At 61.8% G+C, this 26,410-nt stretch carries 18 protein-coding genes; 8 read left to right on the forward strand and 10 right to left on the reverse strand.

Annotated features, from left to right (window positions below; all coding sequences use genetic code 11):
- Positions 1-101 precede the first annotated feature (101 nt).
- From ACFOGH_RS05455 to ACFOGH_RS05480, 6 genes are all read left to right on the forward strand, one after another.
- A complete protein-coding gene (locus ACFOGH_RS05455; RefSeq protein ID WP_380072049.1) occupies positions 102-1,292 on the forward strand; it encodes an ABC transporter substrate-binding protein in 1,191 nt (396 codons plus the stop codon).
- A 140-nt stretch (positions 1,293-1,432) separates the two neighbouring features.
- Complete coding sequence (locus ACFOGH_RS05460; RefSeq protein ID WP_380072050.1) at positions 1,433-2,218, forward strand: ABC transporter ATP-binding protein; 786 nt, start codon at positions 1,433-1,435, stop codon at positions 2,216-2,218.
- Positions 2,215-2,760, forward strand: a complete 546-nt coding sequence (locus ACFOGH_RS05465) for a hypothetical protein (protein ID WP_380072051.1) — start codon at positions 2,215-2,217, stop codon at positions 2,758-2,760. The genes ACFOGH_RS05460 and ACFOGH_RS05465 overlap by 4 nt, the downstream gene beginning before the upstream one ends.
- A complete protein-coding gene (locus ACFOGH_RS05470; protein ID WP_380072052.1) occupies positions 2,760-3,470 on the forward strand; it encodes an ABC transporter ATP-binding protein in 711 nt (236 codons plus the stop codon). Before ACFOGH_RS05465 ends, ACFOGH_RS05470 begins: the two co-directional genes overlap by 1 nt.
- 4 nt (positions 3,471-3,474) lie before the next feature.
- Positions 3,475-4,479 carry a branched-chain amino acid ABC transporter permease gene (locus ACFOGH_RS05475; RefSeq protein WP_380072053.1) on the forward strand — a complete coding sequence of 335 codons (1,005 nt, stop codon included), beginning with the start codon at positions 3,475-3,477 and terminating at the stop codon, positions 4,477-4,479.
- A 1-nt stretch (position 4,480) separates the two neighbouring features.
- On the forward strand, positions 4,481-5,776 hold the full coding sequence (locus ACFOGH_RS05480; protein ID WP_380072054.1) for a branched-chain amino acid ABC transporter permease: 1,296 nt from the start codon (positions 4,481-4,483) through the stop codon (positions 5,774-5,776).
- A gap of 3 nt (positions 5,777-5,779) precedes the next feature.
- Here the strand turns inward: ACFOGH_RS05480 and ACFOGH_RS05485 are convergent, their stop codons facing one another.
- A complete protein-coding gene (locus ACFOGH_RS05485; protein ID WP_380072055.1) occupies positions 5,780-7,303 on the reverse strand; it encodes an ArnT family glycosyltransferase in 1,524 nt (507 codons plus the stop codon).
- Positions 7,304-7,474: 171 nt separating this feature from the next.
- Between ACFOGH_RS05485 and ACFOGH_RS05490 the strand changes: the two genes are divergently transcribed.
- Both ACFOGH_RS05490 and ACFOGH_RS05495 read left to right on the forward strand, forming a co-directional pair.
- On the forward strand, positions 7,475-9,898 hold the full coding sequence (locus tag ACFOGH_RS05490; RefSeq protein ID WP_380072056.1) for a GcvT family protein: 2,424 nt from the start codon (positions 7,475-7,477) through the stop codon (positions 9,896-9,898).
- Positions 9,899-10,117: 219 nt separating this feature from the next.
- Entirely contained in the window at positions 10,118-10,699 is a 582-nt protein-coding gene (locus ACFOGH_RS05495) for a nucleotidyltransferase family protein (protein WP_380072057.1), read from the forward strand.
- Between the two features lie 34 nt (positions 10,700-10,733).
- On the opposite strand, the gene ACFOGH_RS05500 is transcribed toward ACFOGH_RS05495, so the two are convergent.
- The 9 genes from ACFOGH_RS05500 to ACFOGH_RS05540 form a co-directional block, all read right to left on the reverse strand.
- Positions 10,734-15,542 carry a Hint domain-containing protein gene (locus ACFOGH_RS05500; protein WP_380072058.1) on the reverse strand — a complete coding sequence of 1,603 codons (4,809 nt, stop codon included), beginning with the start codon at positions 15,540-15,542 and terminating at the stop codon, positions 10,734-10,736.
- Between the two features lie 208 nt (positions 15,543-15,750).
- A complete protein-coding gene (locus tag ACFOGH_RS05505; RefSeq protein WP_380072059.1) occupies positions 15,751-19,917 on the reverse strand; it encodes a Hint domain-containing protein in 4,167 nt (1,388 codons plus the stop codon).
- A 390-nt stretch (positions 19,918-20,307) separates the two neighbouring features.
- Positions 20,308-22,683, reverse strand: coding sequence for a Hint domain-containing protein (locus tag ACFOGH_RS05510; protein ID WP_380072060.1), 2,376 nt, complete (start codon positions 22,681-22,683; stop codon positions 20,308-20,310).
- Positions 22,684-23,683: 1,000 nt separating this feature from the next.
- Positions 23,684-23,929, reverse strand: a complete 246-nt coding sequence (locus ACFOGH_RS05515; protein WP_380072061.1) for a hypothetical protein — start codon at positions 23,927-23,929, stop codon at positions 23,684-23,686.
- A gap of 40 nt (positions 23,930-23,969) precedes the next feature.
- The gene (locus ACFOGH_RS05520; protein ID WP_380072062.1) at positions 23,970-24,263 is read right to left on the reverse strand and encodes a hypothetical protein; all 294 of its coding nucleotides are present in this window, start codon (positions 24,261-24,263) and stop codon (positions 23,970-23,972) included.
- On the reverse strand, positions 24,260-24,937 hold the full coding sequence (locus ACFOGH_RS05525; RefSeq protein ID WP_380072063.1) for a hypothetical protein: 678 nt from the start codon (positions 24,935-24,937) through the stop codon (positions 24,260-24,262). The genes ACFOGH_RS05520 and ACFOGH_RS05525 overlap by 4 nt, the downstream gene beginning before the upstream one ends.
- 1 nt (position 24,938) lies before the next feature.
- On the reverse strand, positions 24,939-25,790 hold the full coding sequence (locus ACFOGH_RS05530; RefSeq protein ID WP_380072064.1) for a hypothetical protein: 852 nt from the start codon (positions 25,788-25,790) through the stop codon (positions 24,939-24,941).
- Positions 25,790-25,993 (reverse strand): hypothetical protein, encoded by a 204-nt coding sequence (locus ACFOGH_RS05535; protein ID WP_380072065.1) that lies wholly within the window; start codon positions 25,991-25,993, stop codon positions 25,790-25,792. The genes ACFOGH_RS05530 and ACFOGH_RS05535 overlap by 1 nt, the downstream gene beginning before the upstream one ends.
- The gene (locus ACFOGH_RS05540; RefSeq protein WP_380072066.1) at positions 25,993-26,403 is read right to left on the reverse strand and encodes a hypothetical protein; all 411 of its coding nucleotides are present in this window, start codon (positions 26,401-26,403) and stop codon (positions 25,993-25,995) included. The genes ACFOGH_RS05535 and ACFOGH_RS05540 overlap by 1 nt, the downstream gene beginning before the upstream one ends.
- Positions 26,404-26,410: the final 7 nt, after the last annotated feature.

Here is a 26,410-nt window from a genome sequence, read left to right on the forward strand (position 1 = left end):
TGATGTATCCGAAGAAATTGTTGTCGTTTTAGACGCTTTTCTTTTCGGAAACCTCACTCTAGGCTCGACGGCAGGATTGCGATCCAACATGGGAGATAACAATGAAAAAACTGCTTTTGGCCACGGCGGCAACCGCCCTTATGGCTGGTGCTGCTTCGGCGGAAGATGTGAAGATCGGCGTGCTGATCGGCTTTACCGGGCCAATCGAATCGCTGACCGGCCATATGGCCAATGCAGCGGAACTGGCGATGTCGGAAGCCAATGCTTCGGGCAAAGCGCTGAACGGCTGGAACTTTGTCTCGGTACGCGCCGATGACACCTGCGGCGACTCGGCAGCTGGCACTGCAGCGGCAGAGCGCATCGTCACCGCAGACGGCGTCAAAGGCATCATGGGCGGCGACTGCTCGGGTGTGACCGGCGCTGTGCTGCAAAACGTGGCGCGTCCGAACGGCATCGTGATGGTGTCGCCCTCGGCCACCTCGCCCGCGCTGTCGACCGCAGAAGATGACGGCCTGTTCTTCCGCACCGCACCTTCGGATGCGCGTGAAGGCGAAGTCATGGCAGACATCCTGACCGAGCATGGCGTGAAGTCGATCGCGCTGACCTATTCGAACACCGACTACGGCAAGGGTCTGGCCGAAGCGATTTCGGCTTCCTTCACCGCCAAGGGCGGCACCGTGACCATCAACATCCCGCACGAAGACGGCAAGGCTGATTACTCGGCCGAAGTTGCTTCGCTGGCGGCGGCTGGTGGCGATCTGCTGGTGGTTGCTGGCTATCTGGACCAAGGCGGCAAAGGCATCATCCAAGCCTCGCTCGACGCCGGTGCCTTCACCAAGTTCGGTCTGCCGGGCGGTATGGTGGGTGACAACCTGCCGAAAGCCATCGGCCCGGCGCTGGACGGCTCCTATGGCCAGGTCGCGCAATCGGACAGCCCCGGTGCAGCGATCCTGATCGAAATGGGCAAAACCAATTCGGCACCGTTCGATGCAACCTCGCCCTATGCGCCGGAATCCTATGACGCAGCGGCGATGATCATCCTGGCGATGCAGGCGGCAAACTCCACCGATTCCAAAGTCTACAAAGACAAGATGATGGAAATCGCCAACGCTCCGGGTGAGAAAATCCTGCCCGGAGAAATCGGCAAGGCGCTGGAGCTGCTCGCCGCTGGCAAGGACATCGACTATGAAGGTGCCTCGGGCGTCGAACTGATCGGCAATGGCGAAAGCGCTGGCCGTTACAAAGAGTTCGAGATCAAGGACGGCAAATACGAAACCATCAAGTTCCGTTGATCTTGTGGTGAATTAACCTTAGCACGGCCCGAGGTTTTGCCTCGGGCCGTTGCTGTAAATGAGCACGCCCGCATGGGAAGCCTGCAATTCAACACGCCCGCATGGCAAGCCATGACAAGAGGCGGCGGACAGGGGGAAATATGATCGTTGTCGAAGACCTGCACAGGCATTTCGGCGGGTTTCGCGCCGTGGACGGGGCCTCGCTGGAAATCAAGGCCGGGTCGATCACCGGGTTGATCGGGCCGAATGGCGCGGGCAAGACCACGTTGTTCAACGTGATCGCCGGGCGGCTTCAACCGACCAGCGGACGGGTGAAGATGGCGGGCGAGGATATTACCGGCCTGCCGCCGCATGAGTTGTTCGGCAAGGGTCTGCTGCGGACGTTTCAGATCGCGCATGAGTTTGGCAGCATGACGGTGCGGGAAAACCTGATGATGGTGCCTGCGCACCAATCGGGCGAAAGCCTGTGGAACGCCTGTTTCCGCCGCGGCGCTGTGGCCGCCGAAGAACGCCGCATCCGCGAGAAGGCCGATGAGGTGCTGGAGTTTCTGACGATCACCCATCTGGCCGATCAGCGTGCCGCTAATATCTCGGGCGGGCAGAAAAAGCTGCTGGAATTGGGCCGGACGATGATGGTCGACGCCAAGATGGTTTTCCTCGATGAGGTTGGCGCGGGTGTGAACCGCACGCTTCTGAACACCATCGGCGATGCCATCGTGCGGCTGAACAAAGAGCGCGGCTATACGTTCTGCGTCATCGAACATGACATGGATTTCATCGCCCGCATCTGCAACCCGGTGATCTGTATGGCCGAGGGCAAGGTGCTGGCGCAGGGGACAGTGGACGAAGTGAAGAACAACGAAAAGGTCATCGAGGCCTATCTGGGCACCGGGCTGAAGAACAAGGTGAAGGAGGCGGCAGTATGAAGCACTGGAGCATCCCGCTCGCTGCGGCCTTGGCCTCAACCCCCGTCATTTCGAGTGCAGAACAGGCGGCCTTGGAAGATTGCAAAAAGATTTCCGCGGTACTTTCTTTTTGTGGCGAAACGTCGGGAGAGGACACGTCTGGCTGGAAATCGTGGCCCTCTAAGCGTGACGACGAGGCCATTTATTACACCATGAGTCTTGGAGACACGGCTACAGTCGTTTCCACCACAAAGTTGCCCGAAACCGGTGGGCTAACTTTAGAGCAGATCGCGGCAAAGCTTGCGACTGGCCCTAAAAGTTTGCACTTAACTCACGGACCTCTTCTAACGTCTTACGCAGATTCTGTTGATGGACGCGTAGCAGAAACGCGGGTCTATTCGGACGAAGTAAACAAAAAGCCAATGGTCTACGTTCAGACATGGTTCAATACTGATGACGCTCTTGTTCAAATTGTAACCTCAGCGCCCGCGTCAGATCCTTGGACTGATTGGAAAGCGGTCCACAACGCTTTTCTGGCCGCAACCCGCTATGAGGCAAATTGATGGCTGAACCCTTCCTGATTGGTGAGAATATGACCGGCGGTTATGGCGCGGTGGATATTCTGCACAACTGCACGATTGCCGTCGAAAAGGGCCAGATCGCGGTGATCGTTGGCCCGAATGGCGCGGGCAAATCCACTGCGATGAAGGCGGTGTTCGGCATGCTGAACTTGCGCGGTGGCGCGGTCAAACTGGCGGGTGAGGATATCACCAAGCTTTCGCCGCAAGCGCGTGTGCGCAAGGGCATGGGCTTTGTGCCGCAGACCAGCAACATCTTCACCAGCATGACGGTGGAAGAAAACCTTGAGATGGGCGCGTTCATCCGCACCGATGACATCAAGGACACGATGGCGCAGGTCTATGACCTGTTCCCGATCCTGAAGCAAAAGCGCTATCAGGCTGCCGGAGAGCTTTCTGGCGGGCAGCGTCAGCAGGTGGCCGTGGGCCGTGCGTTGATGACGCAGCCGAAGGTGCTGATGCTGGACGAGCCGACCGCTGGCGTGTCGCCCATCGTGATGGACGAATTGTTCGACCGCATCATCGAGGTTGCCCGCACCGGGATCTCCATTCTGATGGTGGAACAAAACGCCCGTCAGGCGCTGGATATTGCCGATAAAGGCTATGTGCTGGTGCAGGGCTCCAACCGCTTTACCGACACGGGGGCCGCTTTGCTTGCCGATCCCGAAGTCCGTCGTTCGTTCCTGGGGGGCTGAGGTCATGGATATTCTGAACGCCCTTGTGGCCTTTCTGAACTTTGTTGTGGTGCCGGGGTTTTCCTATGGCAGCCAGTTGGCGCTTGGGGCGCTGGGGTTGACGCTGATTTTCGGCATCCTGCGGTTTTCCAACTTTGCCCATGGCGATACCATGGCTTTTGGCACGATGTGGGTGATCCTGATCACCTGGTGGCTGCAAAGCATGGGCATCACGGCCGGGCCATTGCCTACAGCGCTGCTGGCCCTGCCCTTTGGCATCGCCATCACCTGCGCCTTCACACTGGCCACTGACCGTGTGGTGTATCGGTTCTACCGGCAGAAAAAGGCGGCTTCGATCATTCTGGTGATCGTCTCGACGGGTGTGATGTTCATCATGAACGGTCTGACCCGGATCATTATCGGGGCGGAAGAGCAAAGCTTTGCCGATGGCGGGCGCTTTGTGATGACGGCGCAGCAGTTCAAGGACGCGACGGGGCTGCAAGAGGGTCTGGCCATCAAATCCACCACCGCGATCACCATTGTGATGGCGGCGGTCTGTGTGGCGGCGCTGTTCTGGTTCTTGCAGAAAACCCGCACCGGCAAGTCGATGCGGGCGTTTTCTGACAATGAAGATCTGGCGCTGCTGTCGGGGATCAACCCCGAGCGTGTGGTGGTGGTGACGTGGATCATCGCCACGGCGCTGGCGGTGATTGCGGGCACGCTTTACGGGCTGGACAAAAGCTTCCGTCCGTTCCTGTATTTCCAACTGCTGTTGCCGATTGCGGCCGCGGCGGTGGTGGGCGGGCTTGGCAACCCGCTGGGCGCGATTGCGGGCGGCTTCATCATCGCGTTTTCCGAGGTGTTCGTGACCTATGCCTGGAAAAAGGTGGTGCTGTATCTGGTTGATGTTGACCTCGCGCCGACGCAACTGCTGCAACTTTTGTCCACCGATTACAAATTCGCGGTCAGTTTCTCGATCCTGATCATCGTGCTGCTGTTCATGCCGACCGGCATCTTTAAGGGGAAGTGACATGAACCGTAACGTGATGCTTTTCGCCGGGGTTGGTCTGTTGTTCGTGCTGACAGGCGTTGGCTATAGCTGGGATCTGAGCCTGCGGATTTTGATGTATGGCATCCTTTCGGCCATCATGGCCTTGGGTGTGAATATGCAATGGGGCTATGCCGGGTTGTTTTCGACCGGCATCGTCGGCTCGGTCGTGTTGGGCGGTCTGGCGGTGGTGGTGGTCTCGGCCCAGCCGGTGCCCGAGGCTTGGGCGGCGGGCGGGCCGCGGCTGCTTTTGAGCTTTGCCTTCGGCATCGCGGCGATTGCGGCGGCGGTGATGGCCTATAAGCGGATGACCGGGCGGGCGCGCAACTGGACGGTGGCGGCGATCCTGATCGGCGGTTTCTTTGCTTACCGCGCGATCTATGACCCGGCGGTGACGGCGATTGAGGCGTTCAATCCGGCGATCTACGGCAATATCGGCGGCTTTGGCCTGCCCTCACTGCTGGCTTGGCCGGTGGGTGCGCTGTTTGCGGGCATTGCGGCTTGGGCGATTGGCAAGGTGGCTTTGGGCCTGCGCTCGGACTATCTGGCGATTGCCACGCTGGGGATTGCCGAGATCATCATCTCGGTGGTCAAGAACGAGGATTGGCTGGCGCGCGGCGTGAAAAACCTGATCGGCCTGCCGCGCCCGTGGCCGGTGCCCTATGAGGTTGATCTGCAAAAGAACGCCGATTTCCTGGGCTTTGTGCAAGGCTATGGCTGGGACCCGATCACCAGCTCGACCCTGCTGGTCAAGCTTTTGTATATCCTGATCTTTGGCATCGTTTTGCTGGCGCTGATCTGGATTTCCGAGCGGATGCTGAACAGCCCATGGGGCCGGATGATGCGCGCGATCCGCGACAACGAAGTGGCGGCAAGTGCGATGGGCAAGAATGTCACCGCGCGGCATTTGCAGATTTTCATCATCGGCTCGGCCGTGGTGGGGATGGCGGGGGCGATGCTGGTGTCAAGCCTTGGCGCTTTGGTGCCGGGCAACTACACGCCGTTGCAGTTCACCTTTCTGATCTGGGTGATGGTGATCGTCGGGGGTTCGGGCAACAACTGGGGCGCGGTGCTGGGTGGCTTGCTTTTGGGCTGGCTGTGGCTGATCGTCGAAGATGCCGGGCCAACGCTGATGGGCTATCTGACCATGCCGCTGCCTGCCAGCGCGCTGAAAACCCATCTGATTGACGTGGCACCGCACCTGCGACTGGTGTCGCTGGGCGTGGTGCTGCTGCTGGTGCTGCGGTTCAGTCCGAAGGGGCTTATCCCCGAGAAGTAGGCGCTACTTGGCCTGACTGGCAGGCCAAAGACCCCAATCTTGGGAAAAGAAATGGAAAACCTGCTGCGGCGCTGCCGTCAGCGGGTTTTCTTTTACGCGGCCAAAGATCATCCCGTTCGGATGCGCCTGTGCCCAAGTCGTCAGGCTGGCAAGGTCTGGTGTCAGCGCGACAGGCGTGGTCAGACGGGCGAGGAAGTTGACCTCGGCATGGTATTCCTGATTGATCACGGCAAGGCCGCCCGCTTCGTGCGTGGCAAGGGTGTTGGCAAGCGCTTGGCCGTCATAGGCGGCGTAAAGCCCGGTGGTGGCGATGACGCCGTGCAGCCCAAGTGCGACGCCAGCGCCCGCCAGCAGATGGCCGGAGATGCGCGGCAAGCGCCAGATCAGCAGGGCAAGGATCATGCAAAGCACGGCAAAGACGGTCAGCGGCCAGGAGGGGGCGAGTTGTGCAAGGTCGGCTTTGGCGGGGATCAGCCCGGTGCCAACTGCCCCTGCCCCGGCGGCGACCATCAACAGGGCGACCCACGCCATGCTGCCCGCTTTGGCGCGGGTGGAGGCATAGGCGAACAGCAGCGCCAGCGCGGGGTAAGCGGGCAAAAGGTAGTGCGCTTGCTTGCCGGAAATCAGCGAGAACAGGATCAGGGTAGAGGTGGCCCAGATCGTGCAGAGTTTGATGGCGGGATCGCACCACGCGCCGCTGAAGCCGCGCCACAGGCGGATTGACCAGCCCCACGGGAACAGCAATAGCGGCAGCAGGGCTGCAAGGAACCAGAACGGGCGGTCATGCGCCATGCCCCCCGCAACGCGGGCGGCGGACTGCGTCCACAGCAGTTCGGTGCGGAACTCGGGCGTGGCGGTGATCAGCGTCGGCACCAGCCACAGGGCGATCAGCGCCAGCGCGATCAGCAGAGCACCAGCGAAACCTTTACCGATCTGCGCGGCTTTCGGCGGGTTCGGGGCCCAGTAGGGCATGGTCAGCAGCGCGGGGATCAGGTGAACAAGGATGACCGGGCCTTTGGCATAGACCCCAAAGGCCAGCGCAAGGCCGAACCAAGCCCAACCGCCCCTGCCCTGCCCGATCCGCCACAGGCTGGCGATGCCGCCCAGCACACCAAGCGCCAAAAGTGCGTCAAACATAGTGGCAGAGCCGTAGATCAGAAACACCGGGAAGCCGGACAGGATCAGCGCGGCGCGAATACTCAGATTTTCAGCAGGCCAGAGACGACGCGCCAGCAGCGCAGTGCCCGCCACCATCGCCACCGCGCAGGCGGGGCCAACAAGGCGAGCGGCAAACTCGGACACGCCTGTCACCAGCCAGACAAGGTTGATCAGCACGAACAGCAAGGGCGTTTTGTGGGTGTACATCTCGCCATTCTTGGTCAGATGCACCGGATCGCCCGACAGCCACATCTCCCACGCGACCGACAGATAGCGGGTCTCGTCAATCGGAAGCAGCGGGCGCATCGCCACCAATGCCGCCAAGACCACCGCCACACCGATCAGGATCGGCCAAAGTTTACCCAGCATCTGCGCCTCCGTTGCTTGGCCTCTTGCTACAACGAACCGCGGCCCCGGTCCATCACCGTGCCGAGGTGACATTTGCGACGCATTTTGTCGCGGACGGGGCGGTGATTTGCGCGGGAGGGCCTATTTTGGCGCAAAAGGGCTGCGGCTCTGCGCTTGCAAAGGGATTCCCAGATGAAAACTCATACCCGCGTTGTAGTGATTGGCGGCGGCGTTGTTGGCTGTTCGGTGCTGTACCACCTGACCAAACTCGGCTGGTCGGATGTGATGCTGATCGAGCGGTCGGAACTGACCTCTGGCTCGACCTGGCACGCGGCGGGCGGGTTTCACACGCTGAACGGCGACACCAACATGGCGGCGCTGCAGGGCTATACGATCCGGCTTTACAAGGAGTTGGAGGCGATCACCGGCATGTCTTGCGGGCTGCACCACGTGGGCGGCATCACGCTGGCCGACAATCAGGAACGCTTTGATCAGTTGAAGGCCGAGCGCGCCAAGCACCGCTATATGGGGCTGGATACCGAAATCCTTGGGCCGGCTGAGATTGAGAAGTTCACCGACGGCATGGTGAACCTGAACGGCATCATCGGCGCACTTTATGATCCGCTGGATGGTCACCTTGACCCTTCGGGCACCACCCACGCCTATGCCAAGGCGGCGCGGATGGGCGGGGCAGAAATCGTGCTGCACAACCGCGTGCTGGAGACCAACCCGACGGCTGAGGGCTGGGAAGTTGTCACCGAGAAGGGCACGGTTTACTGCGAGCATCTGGTGAACGCAGGTGGTCTGTGGGCGCGGGAAATTGGGGCGATGGCGGGGGTTTATCTGCCGCTGCTGCCGATGGCGCACCAGTATCTTGTCACCGACGATATTCCTGAAATCATGGACATCCTGAAATCGGGCCGTGAATTCCCGCATGTGATGGATCCGGGTGGTGAGTCGTATCTGCGGCAGGAAGGCCGCGGTCTGTGCATCGGTTTCTACGAAAAACCCTGCGAGCCGTGGTCGCTGGATGGCACGCCCTGGGGCTTTGGCCATGAGCTTTTGAACGAGCAGTTCGACAAGATCGAAGATTCGGTGAACTTCGCCTATCGCCGCTTCCCGGTGCTGGAGCGCACGGGCGTCAAGCGCGTGATCCACGGGCCGTTCACCTTTGCCCCCGATGGCAACCCGCTGATCGGGCCGGTGCAGGGGTTGAAAAACTACTGGTCGGCTTGCGCGGTGATGGCGGGCTTTAGCCAAGGCGGCGGTATGGGTCTGGCGCTGGCGCAATGGATGATCGAGGGCGAGGTCGAGCGTGACCCGCGCGGCTTTGATGTGTCGCGTTTTGGCACCTGGACCACGCCGGGCTATACCGTGCCGAAGGTGATCGAAAACTATCAGATGCGCTTCTCGGTCGGGTATCCGAACGAGGAACGTCCGGCAGCGCGGCCGTTCCGCACCACGCCGATGTATGACACCAACAACGCTCTGCGCGCGGTTTGGGGCCAGCAATATGGCTTGGAAGTGGTGAATTATTACGCCCTGCCAGGTGAGCCGGTTTATGAAACCCCGACCTTCAAACGCTCGAACGCCTGGGAAGCCACGCGGCAAGAGGTGATGGCGGTGCGCGAGGGCGTTGGCATCAACGAGTTGCAGAACTTTGGCAAGTATATCGTCAAGGGCAAGAACGCCCGGGCTTGGCTGGACCGGATCATGGCAGGTTCGATCCCGAAAGTGGGCCGTCTGAGCCTGACGCCGATGCTGGCACATTCCGGCAAGATCATTGGCGATTTCACGGTGTCTTGCCTGTCGGAAACCGAGTTCCAACTGACCGCCAGCTATGGCGCGCAGGGCTGGCATTACCGCTGGTTCGAGCAGAACGCGATGGATGGCGTGACGGTGGAAAACGTCTCGGATGCGCGCACGGGCTTCCAGATTGCCGGGCCGAAGGCGCGGGAATTGCTTGCCCGTGTCACGCGCAGCGATGTGTCGGGTGAGGCGTTCAAGTTCATGGACGTGAAGCAGATCACCGTGGGCATGGCCAAGTGCATCGTGCAGCGCGTCAGCTACACCGCCGATCTGGGCTATGAGATTTTCTGCGACCATATGTCGGTGCGGCACCTGTGGGATACGTTGAATGCGGCGGGGGCTGATCTGGGCCTGCGGCCGTTCGGGATGCGGGCGATGATGAGCTTGCGGTTGGACAAATGGTTCGGCTCGTGGGGCCGCGAGTTCAGCCCCGATTACACCCCTTGCGAAACCGGGCTGGATCGTTTCATCCGCTGGAACAAGGATGCGGACTGGATCGGCAAGGCCGCGGCCACCGCCGAGAAAGCCGCAGGGCCAAAGCGCAAGCTGGTGTCGTTCATCGTTGATGCCAACGACGCCGATGTGGTGGCGTGGGAGCCGATCTGGCTGGACGGTGCTGTGGTAGGCTTCTGCACCAGCGGCGGCTTCAGCCACTTTACCGGCAAGTCGGTGGCGCAGGGCTTCTTGCCGGCAGACAAGGTCCGCGACGGGCTGGAATGCGAGATCGAGATCCTGGGTGAGCGCCGCCGCGCCACCGTGCATCTGGCCCCGCTGTTTGACGCCGATGGCGCGCGGATGCGCGGGTAAGACAGCGATCCGCGGCGCGTGGCCTCTCGGACGCGCGCCGGGATTCTCGGCAGAATTTGTTCCCCGCTGGGATTGACTTGTGTCTTGGGGGCATTTCGCGGGGAATATACACAACATCTTGTGGTCGGTTACTGAGTTTGCTGCTTGCATGGGTTCAAGATGCCCAAGGCCAAACCCCGGTCGCTTGACCGGGGTTTGGCTTTAAGCCACCTTTCAAACATGACCCTGACCATCCTGATCCCCGCTGCCGGAGCCAGCAGTCGCATGCGCGGCGGCGACAAACTGCTGGAGGATGTGTGCGGCGCGCCGATGCTGCGCAGGCAGGCGCGCATGGCGCGGGCGGTCTGCGCGCAGGTGGTGGTGACACTGCGCGCCGAAGATGTGGCGCGGGTGCAGGTTTTGGCGGGGCTGGATGTGACGGTGTTGCAGTTGGGCGATGCGGGCGAAGGTATGGCAGCGTCGATCCGCGCCGGGGCGCGGGTGGCGGCGGGGGGGCTGATGATCTTGCCTGCGGATATGCCGGACCTTGAGGCAGAGGATTTGCTCGAACTGATCGCGGCTTTCGATCAAGCGCCAGCGGTGATCTGGCGCGGCGCAACTGCGGATGGCAGGCCGGGGCATCCGGTGATTTTCCCCGCCGATCTGCTTGGCGCGTTGCAGCAGTTGCAGGGCGATAGCGGCGGGCGCGGGGTTTTGCAGCAGGAAGTGCACCGGGTCAGGCTGATCGCCCTGCCCGATCACCGCGCGCTGACTGACTTGGACACGCCCGAGGCTTGGGCGGCATGGCGGGCTAAAGGCTGAGGTCGGGCGCGATTTTCCTATTCCAAACCAATACTTAGACGGATAGCAGCACTTTGGCTTCATGGGCTTTCAGCGTCATCCGGGCTGCCGGATAGGCTGAGGAGTCAATCGCCAGTTCCGGGAACAGCGCCGCGATTTCGGCGCGCGGGCCATCTTCAAGCGCGTTCAGCATCCGCTCGGCGGGTTGGAAGCTTTCGCTCCACGCGCCATTGGCGCAGATGATTTCGTGGTGGTCGAACAGCAGGTGGATGTAGGTCACTTGCGGCAGCAGAATTTGCGCCACATCGTCCAGCGTGGTCAGATGGGTCGCGGCGACCAGCACCTCGGCCTCGCCGAACAGCATTTCCGGCAAAGCGCCTTCGATCAGCATGCGGTGCTGCGGCGAAACCAGCGTGTCGCGCAGCGGCAGACCGCCGCCCAGCGCGCCTTGGCCAATGCGGACGGGTTGCAGGCGAGGTTGTGCGATCAGATCGCCCAAGCCCAGCGTGCGGTTGCCGATCCAGCGGATCGGTTGCAGCCCGTGATCGCGGGTGACGATCAGATCGCCGACGCGCAGGGCTTCGACCGCCACCGGGCCGCGCTGGGTGGTGATCATCACGCCGGGGGTAAAGCAGGGAATGACTTTCTCGATATTCGAGAAGGTCATCGTGCCGATCACGAGGCCATTGGCATCCAGAAACTCGACCGTGCCGTTTTCGTGGTTCAGAGGATCATAGATGATGTTGGTGCGTGCCCAGCCCCAGGTCGTCAGATCCAGAACGTCGTAGTCGCCGGTGTTCTCGCCACCGTCGATCACATCGCCAAAGACATCCGAATTGGCCTCGGCCACGAACAGATCATTGCCGGTGCCGCCCGAAAGCGTGTCTGTCCCTGCGCCGCCGTGCAGGGTGTCATCGCCCGCATCGCCAGCGATCACATCATTGCCAAGGCCGCCAAACAGCAGGTCATTGCCGTCGCCGCCCGAGAGCAGATCGTTGCCTGCGTCGCCGTAAAGCGTGTCATTGTCGGCACCGCCATAGATGCTGTCCTGACCGTCGCCGCCATAGACCAGATCATTGCCCGAGGCCGCGTCGATGCTGTCGTCGCCTGCACCTGCGTCTACGGTATCATTGCCGAGCGAGGCGTTGAGCGAGTCGTTGCCATCGCCGCCGACCAGCGAGTCGTCGCCTGACCCTGCGAGAATGGTATCGTTGCCTGCACCGCCGAGAATGGTGTCATTGCCCGAGCCGCCATCGAGGATGTCGTTGCCATCTGCGCCATCCAGCAGATCGTCACCGATACCGCCGCGCAAGGAGTCGTCGCCGGTGCCGCCATAGAGCAGATCATTGCCATCCGCGCCCGACAGCGTGTCATTGCCCGCGCCGCCATAGATGGTGTCATTGCCCAGACCGGTCGAGATCGAGTCGTTGCCATCGCCGCCATAGGCAAGGTCGGTGCCGTCGCCGCCCCAGATCGTGTCGTCGCCAAGGCCACCCACCAGCGTGTCATTCCACACACCGGGGCCGCCAACGATCGAGTCATTGCCGTCGCCGCCATCAAGGCTGTCAGCGCCCTGCCCGCCATCCAGCGTGTCATCGCCCGCATCGCCGAACAGGGTGTCGTTGCCGTCGCCGCCAGAAAGCTGATCATTGCCAAGACCGCCGAACAGGCTGTCGTTGCCCAGATCACCCGACAGCGTGTCATTGCCGTCTTCGCCCAGCAGCGTATCATTGCCGTCGCCGCCGAACAGTTGATCAAGCCCGGTGCCGCCTGACAGGCTGTCGTCGCCTGCATCGCCGTAGAGCGTGTCGTTGCCGTCGCCGCCAAGCAGCCTGTCATTGCCATTGCCACCGTAGAGCAGATCAGCGCCCGCGCCGCCGTCCAGCGCGTCTACGCCATCGTCACCATAGAGCGTGTCGTTGTCGGCGCCGCCCAACAGGCTGTCATTGCCGGTGCCGCCATACAACAGATCGTTGCCTGCATCGCCTGACAGCGTGTCATTGTCTGCGCCGCCATAAAGGCTGTCGTTGCCGTCGCCACCGATCAGGCTGTCATTGCCCGCCTCGCCGGAAAGGCTGTCGGCCTCGGTGCCGCCGTCAAGCGTGTCGTTGCCGTCGCCACCGAGCAGGGTGTCGTTGCCAGCCTCGCCCAGCAGGCTGTCATTGCCCAAGCCGCCGAGCAGACTGTCGTTGCCTGCGCCACCCAGCAAAGTGTCATCGCCATCATCACCGTTCAGCGTATCGCTTTCAGTGCCGCCCAGCAGGCTATCGCTGCCAGCGCCGCCGAACAGCAGATCAGCGCCCGCGCCGCCGTCCAGCGTGTCTGCGCCGTCATCGCCATAGAGCGTGTCATTGTCCGCGCCGCCCGACAGATTGTCATTGCCGGTGCCGCCGTAAAGCAGATCGTTGCCCGCGTCGCCTGACAGAAAGTCATTGTCGGCGCCGCCATACAGCCGGTCATCGCCGAGGCCACCCGTCAGCGTGTCGTTGCCTGCGTCTCCGGTCAGGCTGTCGTTGTCGTCGCCGCCATCAACCAGATCATTGCCCGCGCCACCGATCACGGTGTCATTGCCGGTGCCACCATAGAGGCTGTCTGAGCCGCTGCGCCCGTCGATGCTGTCATTGCCCGCAGCACCGTAGAGCACGTTGGTCCAGCTATCGCCCGGAACCGTGCTTTCGCCGTCATAGCCCAGCAAGGTATCATCAAAGGCCGAGCCGAAGATGCCATCAAGACTGTTCAGCACATCGCCTTGGGCATCACCGCCGAGGCCCGTGCCCGCCGCCAGATCGACATTCACGCCCGCGCCCGAGCCCGTGTAATCGGCGTAGTCCATCCCTGCGCCGCCGAACAGCGAATCCGCCCCGGCACCGCCGTTCAGGGTATCGTTGCCCGCATCGCCGATCAGGCTGTCGGCATCCGCGCCGCCATCGAGGCTGTCATTGCCATCACCGCCGTACAGCGTGTCATTGCCAGCACCGCCGAACAGGCTGTCGTTGCCTGCGGCACCCAGCAGACTGTCGTTGCCTGCATCGCCATAAAGCGTGTCGTTATCCGCGCCGCCATCCAGCGTGTCATTGCCGTCGCCGCCGTAAAGCAGATCGTTGCCCGCATCGCCGGTCAGGCTGTCGGCATCGGCACCGCCGTAAAGGCTGTCACGGCCATCGCCGCCGATCAGCGTATCGTTACCAGCCGACCCCAGCACGCTGTCATCGCCAATGCCGCCGTTCAGGCTGTCGTTGCCATTGCCGCCGTCGAGTGTGTCATTGCCCTCATCGCCAAACAGCGTGTCGTTGCCATCATAGCCCAGCAGGCTGTCATTGCCCAAACCGCCCGACAGATAGTCGTCGCCCGCCGCTTCTGCCGCGACGTTCAGAGGGTTGGTATTGGCGTAGAACTCGTAGTAGAGACCCGCCGCCGTGCCGGTGGTGGTGCCGCCCGAGGTCAGCGACAGGCTGGTGAAGGGCACGTTGATGGTCAGCGTGCCGTTGGTGGTGGAGCTGGCACCCGAGCCGATGCGGATCACCTGCCCCGAGGCGTTGATCGCATAGACACCGTTGCCGTTGAACGTCACCGCGCCCGAGGAAATCGCCGTGTTCAGGTTGATGGTGACGCCGTCGATGACGATGGTCAGCGTCTCGTTGCTGTTGATGGCGTTGAACAGGATCTGGCCGCCCGCCAGTTGCGAGCTTGCGGTGTGGGTGTGGGTTTCCACAGCATCGCCGTTGCCGAGGTAGAACCCGGTCAGCGTGCCAGAGGTGCCGGTGGAAAGCTGGTTGTCGCTGGAGACCGTGTTGACGGTAAAGTTCGGCCGCCCATTGGTGCCCGTCACCGATTGCAGCGCTGCGGTGACTTCGGTGTAGCTGGGGGTGTAGGTTGTGCCTGTGGTGGCGGTGCCGCCCGACAGCGTGTCATCGCCATCGCCGCCATAGATCACGTCATTGCCGCTGGAGCCATCCAGACTGTCGTTGCCATCATCGCCGTAGACAGTGTCGTTGCCGGTGCCTGCATTGACCACATCATTGCCGCTGCCACCGTAAACGATGTCATTGCCAAGGCCGGAGTTGACGGTGTCGTTCCCCGCCCCCGCCAGCACATAATCGGCCTGCCCGGTGGTGCCTGCGTAGCCCGTGCCATCATTGGCATCAATGCGGTCGCCGTCGGGGTCGCCGACATAGGATGTGTCGATCAGATCGTTGCCAGCGGTGCCGTCCACCACGCCGTCACCCTGAAACACGGTGCCGCCTTCGAACTGCATCGAATAGACGCCCGCCGGGTCGTTGGTGTCGAAATCATTGCCCGCATAGGTCGACAGGAACGCCGCGTCGCCCGAGCCTTCCAGCAACGTCTGCGAGGTGGTGCCGTTGGAAATGCCGACTGTGGCCTGCCCGGCATAGCCGTTGGTGAAGCCGACCGAGTTGTAAAGATATTCAACGCCGAAATCTCCGCCACCCAGGTTGGTGATCACCACCTGAAAACTGTTGGTGCCGGTGCCGGAATAGGGCGCGACGTTCAGCCAGGTGATGGTGATCTTGCCGGTTGTGGCGTCGATGTCCCAGTAGATATCGCCACCTTTGCTGATGTCGATATCGGTCCAGAACGGGGCAAGGCTGGGCTGGCCCAGAGTGGTCAGCGCGGCCGGGGTATAGCTGGGCTGCGCCGAGTTGAAGGTGATCAGGCCGTTGGTGTTGACATAGATCGAGGTGAAGCGGCTGCCGTAAACGTCCATCCCGCCGGAGCCGAACACGCCGCTGACATCGACCTGCCGCGAGCCGTCATCCAGTGATCCGGTATAGCCGCCGGTGGTTTTGAACGATTGCTCGCCGTAGCCGGATGTGCCGCCGAGACCCGAGTTCAACACAGCCATGCTCAACGCTCCTTACAGGGTCGCGGCGCTGGGGTGCGCGCGGCGGCTGGGGTGGAGTTTTGGGCGACAGGCAAAGACACGGGCGGGACCAATCCAGATTTCTCAACCTGAAATTAACCCTGCCGCGTGGTTGAAATGTGTCCGAACCGGGGTAAGTTTCTGTCTTGGCAACAATGCCCGAGACAACCCCGACGAAAAATCTGGCTGCTCAGGTGTTCAGCAACAATCGGGCCTCACCGGATTTGAGCATCATGCGCGCGGCGGGATAGGTGGCACCGACCTGCAACTCGGGGAAAAGCGCAAATATCTCTTGCCGTTGTGCAGTGTCCATGCTGGCCAGGGTGTGCTGGCCCGGCTGGAAGCTTTCACTCCACGCCCCATCGGCGTAGATCAGTTCATGTTCATCAAAGAGCAGATGGATATAGCTGACCTGATCCGGGGTCGCCCGGGTGATGCCGGGCCTGCCGACCAGATGCACCGCTGCGGCCAACACTTCGGCCTCGCCAAACAAAAGCTCGGCCCGCGGCGTGTTGATCAGCATCCGGTGCTGCGGGCTGACCTGCATGGTCCGCTCTGGCAGACCGCCGCCCAAGGCGCCGCTGGCGATCTGCACCGGGTTGAACTGCGGCACCGCCACAAGATCAGCCGCCGACAAGGTCCGCTGCCCGATCCAGCGGATCGGCTGAAAGCCGTTATCGCGCGTCAACACCAGATCGCCCACTGCCAGCGTTTCAATCGCGACCTTGCCCTGCTCGGTCAGGATCATGGTGCCGGGGGTGAAGCAGGCGATCACCTTCTCGATGTTCTGGAAGGTCATCGTGCCGGTGACATTGCCCTGCGCATCCAGAAACTCGACCGTGCCATTTTCATGGTTCAGCGGGTCGTAGATGATGTTCGTGGCCGAAAAACCATAGGCGGTCAGATCGAGCACGTCGTAGTCGTCGCCGCCCTCGCCACCGTCCACGCTATCGCCCGCACCGACGAAGAATGTGTCGCGGCCATCGCCGCCAAACAGGCTGTCAGCCCCGTCGCCACCGATCAGCGTGTCATTGCCTGCGCCGCCGAGAATGCTGTCATTGCCGCCCCCGCCGGACAGCATGTCATTGCCGCTGCCGCCGTCCAGCGTCTCATTCCCCGCCCCGCCCGTGATCGTGTCATTGCCCGCGCCGGTGGCATAGCTGGAGTTGGCGGTGTTCGCCGCGGCATTGATGGTGTCGTCGCCGGTGCCGGTGACAATCGCTTCGATCTGGCTGAACGACGCGGTGCCGCCGGTCGACGAGGTCAGCCCGCCCGCTTCGGCTCCGCTGAAGGTGACGTTGATGTTGCCGGTCACGCCGCTGGTGTCGATGGTGTCGAGATCGGTGCCGCCTTCGCCGCCGGTGATGGTATCGGCGCCAAAGTTTGTGCCGGTCAGCAGGAAGGTATCGGCATCATTGCCTCCGTTCAGCACGTCATTTCCCGCGCCGCCGTCGAGCGTGTCGTTGCCAGTGCCGCCGAACAGTTGGTCGTTGCCGGTGCCACCGTCGAGCACATCATTGCCCGCGCCGCCCGCAAGCGTGTCATTGCCCGCGCCGCCTGCCATGGAGTCGTTGCCTGCGCCGCCATCGACCGAGTCATTCCCCGCGCCGCCCAGAACGGTGTCGTTGCCAGAGCCGAGTTGGAAGCGCTCGATCTCGGTGAAGCTGGTGGTCGAGGTGCCGTCGGTGATCGTCCCCGCCTCAGGGCCGGTGAGGTTGAGGGTGGTGTTGACCGTTACGCCGCTGGCGTTCAGCAGATCGCCGTTGGTCTCACCCGTCTCGCCGCCGGTGATGGTGTCGTTGCCGAAGGTGCCCGACAGCAGGAAGGTGTCGTCGCCGTCGCCGCCTTGCAGGATGTCATTGCCGGTTCCGCCGTCGAGCGTGTCGTTGCCAGTGCCGCCGAGAATGCTGTCATTGCCGCCCCCGCCCGAAAGCAGGTCATTGCCCGTGCCGCCATCTAGCGTCTCATTCCCCGACCCGCCAGTGATCGTGTCATTGCCCGCGCCGGTGGCATAGCTGGAGTTCGCGGTGTTCGCCCCAGCATTGATGCTATCATCGCCGCTGCCGGTGACAATCGCTTCGATCTGGCTGAACGACGCGGTGCCGCCGGTCGAAGAGGTCAGCCCGCCCGCTTCGGCTCCGCTATAGGTGACGGTGATGTTGCCGGTGACGCCAGTGCTGTCGATGGTGTCGGTATCGGTGCCACCTTCGCCGCCCGTGATGGTGTCAGTGCCAAAGCTTGCGCCTGTCAGCAGGAAGGTATCGGCATCATTGCCGCCGTTCAGCGTGTCATTCCCCGCGCCGCCGTCCAAAGTGTCGTTGCCTGCATCGCCGACCAGAAAATCGTTGCCCGCACCGCCCCGGATCGTATCTGCCCCGTCCCCGCCGTAGACGGTATCATTGCCCGCCCCCATGAAAATGGTATCGTTGCCGCCACCCGCACCGATGTAGAGCGCGCTGGTTGTCACCGTTGCGTCATAGCTGTCGTTGCCGCTGCCCGACGTGATGACTTCGATTTCGCTGAAGCTGCCGCTGTGGTTGCCGCCGATGAAGGTTCCGGCCTCATTGCCGGTGAAAACCACCGTGACAGCGTCCGCGCCGGAAAAGGCGATCTGGTCGCCGGTATCCGTGCCGCCTTCGCCACCCTGAATGACCGTTGTACCGGTATTCGCTGTGGTGACGCCAAAGTAATCAACGCCGTCGCCGCCGAACAACTGATTATTGCCGGTGCCGCCGAAAAGACTGTCATTGCCCGCGCCGCCCGCAAGCGTGTCGTTGCCCGCGCCGCCGGTCATGGAGTCGTTGCCTGCGCCGCCGTCGACCGAGTCATTTCCCGCGCCGCCCAGGACGGTGTCGTTGCCAGAGCCGAGTTGGAAGCGCTCGATCTCGGTGAAGCTGGTGGTCGAGGTGCCGTCGGTGATCGTCCCCGCCTCGGAACCCGTCAGGTTCAGCGTGGTGTTGACGGTGGTGGCGCTGGCGTTCAGCAGATCGCCGTTGGTCTCGCCAGCCTCACCGCCGGTGATGGTGTCGTTGCCGAAGGTGCCCGAGAGCAGGAAGGTATCGTCGCCGTCACCGCCTTGCAGGATGTCGTTGCCGGTGCCGCCGTCGAGCGTGTCATTGCCCGCGCCGCCCGCAAGCGTGTCATTGCCCGCGCCGCCTGCCATGGAGTCGTTGCCTGCGCCGCCGTCGACTGAGTCATTCCCCGCGCCGCCCAGAACGGTGTCATTGCCAGATCCGAGTTGGAAGCGCTCGATCTCGGTGAAGCTGGTGGTCGAGGTGCCGTCGGTGATGGTTCCAGCCTCGGAACCCGTCAGGTTCAGCGTGGTGTTGACGGTGGTGGCGCTGGCGTTCAGCAGATCGCCGTTGGTCTCGCCAGCCTCACCGCCGGTGATGATGTCGTTGCCGAAGGTGCCCGAGAGCAGGAAGGTGTCGTCGCCGTCGCCGCCTTGCAGGATGTCATTGCCAGTGCCGCCGTCGAGCGTGTCGTTGCCAGTGCCGCCGAACAGTTGATCGTTGCCGATGCCGCCGTAGAGCACATCGGCACCAGCATCCCCCGTGAGCGAATCGTTGCCGTCTTCGCCGTAGACGGTGTCGTTGCCGTTTTCGCCCAGCAGCGTGTCGTCCCCCACACCGCCATACAGCTGATCATTGCCGTCGCCGCCAAAGACGGAATCGTTGCCTGCCGCTGCGGAAACGATGTCATTGCCCGCGCCGGCGCGAATGGTGTCGCCGTTTATATTGGCTGCCGAGGTGCCATCTGCGTTGTCGACCCGATCTGAGCCATTGGCGATGGGTTCGACGTAAGTGCTGTCGATGACATCGTCGCCAGCGGTGCCTTCGACCACGCCATCATCGTAGGCGGTAACGACGCGATCCGAGCCGAAGTTCACATTGTCAAAGGTTGTGGCGGTGCCGAAGGTGACGGAGGTGATCGGCTTGGCTTCATATTTGGCCGTGTCACCATCGCTGACTGCGGTGCTTTCGGGCATCAGGAACAGCCGCCCGTCGGTGGTCTGCACCAGAACGGCCGTGACCGTCGCAGTGGTGCCGTCGGCGTAGGTCAGGGTGGCGTTGTAGATCGCGGTGCCGTCATAGGTCAGCGTGTAAGCCGTACCACCGATGTTGGTGGACAGGGTGGCGTTTTCGACGTTGTTGTTGGTTTCAAGAGACGTTGCAGCGGCGCCGCCTGCGAAATTCCCTGCGGTGATCTGAACCTTGCTGGCAGAAAGCGGGGCGGTCGACGAGCCCCAGGTGGTGTTCTGAAAAAGCGCATAGCCTTCGTTGTTGCTGTTGCCCTCTGTCGGGTCCAGCTGATTGGTCGAAGTGCCAAGGTAGATGCCGTAATAGGTCGTTGCCATGACTTAGCCCTCCATCCGAACAGCGGTGCAAAAAACCCGGGCGATTGGCCCGTGCGTTGGTATGTTCAGGCGGAGTCGCAAAATAATCATCCTATGCGCACGAGATACGCAGGTCTTATCGTGGAAAATTTGGTGCAATTTAGGGTGAAACTGTGGTTTTTAGCGGCTGAACTGTGGCGAAAATGGGCGCGCCCGTCGGCGCTCGGGTTGCTATAAGGCGGTGTGGCTATGACCTTCATCGGGCCAGACCCCATACAGGCCGCCGAAATCGGCCGCTGTAAAGCATCGTAATGGTTCAGATTTTCGTCAAACTGAAAACAAAAAAGGAGGGCCGAAGCCCTCCTGATCCGTCGCCTGCGCCAAATCGGCACGGGCGTGCTGCATAAACCGTTATTTCACCAGCAACATTGCCTCGTGGCGCTTCAAGGTGCGGCGGGCCGAGCTGTAGCCTTCGAGGCCAGCTTCGGTTTTCAACTCGGGGAACAGATCAAAAATCTCGCCGCGTTGCGCATTGCCCATGCCTTTCAGCGTGTAGTCACCGGGCTGGAAGCTTTCGGTCCAAGCGCCGTTCGACAGCACGACTTCGTGGCGGTCAAACATGAAGTGGATATAGCTTGCCCCCACAGCGTTGATGCTGTCGATGCCTTTGCCAGCCACAAGATGCTTGGCCGAAACCAGCACTTCATGCTCGTCGAAATAGAGCGCGGTGCGGTCGTTGGCGACCAGAACGCGGTGGTTCGGCGAGACCATCATATCCCGCTCGGGCAGACCGTTGCCAAGGCTGCCCTGACGGATCAGCACCGGCTTCAGATGCGGATTGGCGACCAGATCATGCCAGCCCAAATCCTTCCGCCCGGTCCAGCGGATTTCCTGAATGCCGTTGTCGCGGGTGATGATGCGATCACCGGCTTTCAGGCTTTCCACCGGAACCTCGCCCTTCGGCGTCGCAATCAGCGTGCCGGGGGTAAAGCAGGGGATGACGTTTTCGATGTTGGTGAAGGTCAGCGTGCTGGTGACGTTGCGATCAGCGTCGAGGAACTGCACGGTGCCGTTCTCGGGGTTGTTCTCATCATAGATGATGTGCAGTGGGCCCGAGCCGGTCAGATCGAGGGTGTCATAGTCGTCGCCGCCTTCGTTGCCGTCGATCACATCGCCAGCGCCATCGGTTTGCGAGCCGACATAGAAGGTGTCGCGGTCATTGCCGCCCTCCATCGTATCGGAACCTTCGCCGCCGTAGATGGAGTCGTTGCCGACATTGCCGCGGATGCTGTCATCGTCGATGCCGCCATAGAGCAGATCGTCGCCCTGACCGCCGTCGATGGTGTCATCGTCATCCATGCCGAAGATGGTGTCATTGCCCAGACCGCCAACGATGCTGTCATTGCCGTTCTGCGGCCGCAGATCGCCGTCGGCATCGGGAATGTTCACCGCATCCGGCACGCCGGGGCCGTAGCCGCCGTAGATCAGATCGTCGCCCTGGCCACCGTCGATCAGATCAGCGCCTTCGCCACCGATGATGGTGTCATTGCCCTGATTGCCCTCGATGGTGTCGTTATCGAAACCGCCGTCGATCGAGTCGTTGCCGAAGCCACCGTAGATCACATCAGCATCGTCGCCGGTGCGGATGGTATCATCGCCCGCGCCACCATAAACGGTGTCGAGATCATTGGTCGGATCGCTGTCAGCCGGGTAAAGGCCGGGGTAGCCTTGATCCGGCAGCGGAGCAGCGCCGCCGCCCGAGGTGTCGATCAGATCGTTGCCGTCGCCGCCATAGGCCACATCGTTGCCGTTGCCGCCGAACAGGGTATCGTCGCCGTCGCCACCGCGCAGCGAGTCGTCGCCCGGGCCGCCGTAGAGCAGATCATTGCCGGTGCCGCCGTTCAGCGTGTCATCGCCAGCATCGCCATAAAGCACGTCATTGCCCGCGTCGCCATCGACCAGGTCATTGCCCAGACCGGCATGCACGGTGTCATCGCCAGCCCCGGCGCGCACCCGGTCGTCATTCGGGCGGTCATTGCCCAGGATCGCATCATTGTGGTCGATGCGGTCGCCATCGGGGTCGCCCGTGTAATCGTAGTCGATCAGGTCATTGCCCGAGGTGCCATCGACATAGCCGTCGCGCGGGTCGTAATTGTCAACCGTATCAGACAGTTGGAACAGATCGACCGAACCTGCGAAGTGCTGGTTGATGTTGTCGAGCGTGCCTGCATCCGAAGTAGACTGCCCTGCACCCGCGATCCACGGCTGATCCAGCGCGCCCATGTCCATCGTCAGCGTGTTCGGCACGCTGTCGTTGAAGTGGTCGTTGCTGGTGACGTTGTCGATGTGCAACTGGCCGCCAGCACCGCCCTGATCCCAGGAATAGGACAGGCTGATCTCATCGCCCGGACGTGCAAAACCCGGCCCCGTGCCGAAGGTTTCGGTGCCGGTGGCGGTTTCGTGGCTGATCACCACCGAGCCATCGGCTTGAATTTCAATGCGGTAGCCGCCTGCGGTTTCGCCAGCGCTGTCACGCGAGAGCACAGTCTGCGTTGCGGTCAGCGGCTGATCTGCCAGCGTGAAGCGGATATCCAGCGTGCCGCGGTCCATCTGATAGGCTGGATCTTGGTAGATTTTCACCAGATCGTCCTGGCCATCCAGCACCGCCTGGCCGCCGACAGATGCCGCGCCATTGCGATAGGTGCCAAGCTGATCACCCAACGCCGGTGCGCTGTCCAAGGCGTCGGTGCCAACGTCGTTGAAATTGAATTGCGCAAATACCGGCATTTTATATCCCTCATTTCACCTGAGAGACGGCATTCCGTCCCCCGACCGACTCAAGCCCGGATCGCGGTAAAGCGACCCCGAAAAGGCGCAAGCTCGGGATCAACCGAGGCCAGCGCCTGTTGCCTGCCGTCTGAGGTGAAGCGAAAGCAATGCTGTTCGGAAACCAACGGCTTCCGGTCGAAAACACAGAATTTTCATGACAAGCCTATAGGTCGCAGAACCCCAGGCTAAGGCAGCACATCTTTCCCAACACAGGTGCCTTGCGGCACATCACCATTCAACGACCGCCCCCACGGCCTTTGTCTTTCCCAGTAAGACTTGATCTCAATATCGCCAGTTATCGTGGCCGCAAAGTAAAAAAAGTCCTAATTGCGGCGAGGTTTCGCCATGCCTCTGCCACATTTCCGGCAGTGCAAAATCCGGCATACACGCACAGATTGTATGATCTTCCGCGCAGTTTCGAGACCGAAAACAATCACGCATCTTGAAAAATACAGGCATATCAGACGCTAGGACGCGAAACTTTCACGCTGCCCGCCGCCGATCACCGCGCCACTGTTTCGATTGGGGAAACGGTGAGAAAACGTGATACTACCTTAACCATAAGAGAGATTATTTGCCATTCTTTCACCACATTCTGGAAACGCTGTTGCGGCAAAGGCGTCAATGCGCCCGTTTGGCGCGCACTGTTCAGATTGACGCAAGGTCAATCGGCGGCAGAGCGCGAATCGGCGCGGATTTCGGGGCGGTAAGACGCTCAGATCGCGTCACAAACCACGCCCATTACGGCTGATTCTCGATGTTAACGATTAATCGCCAAAGCTTTGCCACAATTGGCGCGGCGCCGCCGTTTGGTTGAAATCTGGCTGAAGCGAAGGAAGATGGTACGGGCGGCCGGACTCCTGCCGTCAATATACAAGCAGATTTTGGCACAGCGTGCGTAATTGCTGCGTATTTGCGACCCAGATCACCTCATCAAGAGCAGCGCGACTACAAGAGCCTATCTCCGCCCCAGCGATTCTCCGAACTCGGGATAGGCGCCGCTGCGATAGCGGTTTTCCACGGGCGAAACGATCACCTGCTTTGGTTTGCCGCGCCTTCCGCATGAGGTGCAGCGCACGCGATCCCAAACTGATGACGGTATGTTTGCAGGCTGATCGCCCCATGATGGCGGTATCGTCTCAGCCGATATCCGCGCGCTATGCCCGCAGGCGCAGTAAAGCTGCATGTCGTAGTCGAAAGCCATTCAGAACGGATAGCGAACACACTACGGTCCTGGCAAGTGCTCAAGCGTTGCTTGGCAACACCCTTACCTTCACGTCGGCAACAGTCTGCACCTGCCCCGCGATCGTCAGTTTCAACTGCACCCGATAGACACCCTCGGCCAAAGCGCCTGCCGCCCAGGTGGCCGTCACTGTGTCGATGTTCATGCTGGTGGTTGCGTTGATCGCCGTGCCTCCTGTCATAAGGTCAGCCGTTGCAGATGCCACCCCGCCGAGAGCCGTCACAGGCCCGGTTGTGGGGAACGTCACCGGGAAGTCGATGATCAGGGTATCGGACGCATAGCTTGTGATGGTCATGCCGCTCTCCATTGGGCCGGGACGCTGTGCGATTGCCAGGTCGCCTCTATTTCATGGTGACGCCATTCCGCGGCGGCACTGTGCAGCACCCAAGCGGCAGGGCTGCTGTTCTGGATCCACGCAGCCGGCGTAGAGCTTAAGCGCCATTGGGCGGGGATGATATAGCCTGCAACAGCCGCACCAGCGATCAGCACCGCACTGGTGCCATCGCTTGCCGTCGCCCCCTCGATCGCTGCCGCTTGGGCCACACTCTGGGCCGACATTGTGTCATCTGCGGTCAGACCTTCCGATGCCGCCACCTGAGACGACAGCGCAGCGGAGCCTGCGTCTATGGCGACCCCTGCCTCAGATCGGCTTGCACCCATCGCCGAGGTCGTGGTGGCCCCATCCGTTGCCGCTGCCGGTTCGGATCTCGATGCCGCCGTGATGAGAGCGGCCGCGCCCGCGTCGGCCGCCGCTGCCGCCTCGTTCAGCGCCGCCACAACGCCGCCTGTCAGGCCTGTCTGAGCCTCGGTCGCCGTTGCCGCTTCGCTGGAAGCCGCTGCCGTGACAAGGGTGACGGTCTGGGCATCCGCAGCACTCGCGGCCTCAACAATGCTGCCAAGGGCGCTACCGCTTGCGGCAAGAGCATCATCGGCAAGAGGGGATGAGCCGAGGGGTGAAAACCCGAGCATATCAGAACAGCGCCGTGATCAGGATGAAGCCGTTACCGCCCCGACCGCCCTGGCCACCGATAACGCCAGCACCGCCACCGCCGCCACCCGAGCCGCGACCACCAGCACCGCCGTTGCCGCCGTTCCCTGCGTTTGATCCACCGCCGCCAGATCCACCGCTGAAAGTTGGCGGCAGCCACAATTCGAATCCAGCCTTGCCATCAAATGAGCCAGACCCTGCCCCTTGGATCGTAGGACAGAGGCCGGCCCCGGTGATTGCGCCACCGCTCTGATCAGACGCCGTGACGCCGGCACCGCCTGCCCCGCCGCTGACAAAGATTGAAAAGCCGCCAAACACGAGTGACACGCCCGCGCCACCACCAACCGACCCACCGGCAGCACCAGGTTGCCCTGCCACGCTGACAAATGCCCCAAGCGCAGAATAGACCCCGCCGAGGGTGATCGCCCCGGCAGCCCCAGCCGCGCCCACGGCAGCACCCGTGCCAGTGCCGCCAAGGGCACCACCGTTTGCCGAACATAGAAATGCCGCAGCAGCGCCAGAGGTCAGCAAGGCAACCGTCGAGGCCTGACCAGCGACACCCAGCCCACCGAAGCCCGGCAAGAGGTAGATGGTAGGCGGCAGCAATGACGCGGGAATGATCAGGCGCGACACGGCCCCGGATCCACCACCGCCACCGCCACCTCGGGCCGAAGCCGCTGCGGCAGAGAAGCCAGCACCACCGGCACCACCAGCGCCAACGCACAGCATTTCCAAAAGCGTTGCGCCTGATGGGACATTGTAGGCCTGATACTGGCCTGTGGGGTCAAATAGCCGGGTGTTGCCGCCCTCTTTCGGCAGGTGGAAAGGAAACATCAGACCACCCCCGGCACGCTATGTTCAACCCCGTCGATCACGGCCATTTCGTAGGTTTCAGGAAGGGCAACGGAATTGCCAGCGGCATCGACGTAAGACACCACCTGCCCCATCACCACGACCGTTGCGCCGAACTCGACCTTTTGCCAGATGGGCGTTTTCACCCCATCAACCTCGAGCGTCATCGCGATGAAGGTTGCCATCAGTAATCACCACCGCAACCGGCCACCGCATAGCCGCCAGCAACAGCCGTGCCGAGGGTGACGTTGACCTTATAGCCGGGCGGAATTGGCAGGTTGATCGGCACCTCATAGCCGGCGATCGCCGCGATTTCCGAGTTGGTGGTTGCCGCCAATCCGATCTCAGCGATCAGGACGTTGTTCGCCGCGGTGGCATTGGTCAAGCCGTTGTTCAGGAACACGCGCAGCACGCTTGCGACGTTGGTGCCCTTGGGTCGGACAATCAACTTTTGCAGATAGGATCCGTTCGTGGCGTCAGCGACAAAAACGGTGTCGACCGTGCCCGTGCCATCCTTGGCGGTGTTTGCCGCCGTGATGCCAGTTGCCCATTCGATATGGGCGATCTTAGAAAAAATCGGTGCGTTGTTGCCCATGATTTAC

This window comes from Cypionkella sinensis, assembly GCF_042646385.1.
Lineage (GTDB): Bacteria > Pseudomonadota > Alphaproteobacteria > Rhodobacterales > Rhodobacteraceae > Cypionkella > Cypionkella sinensis.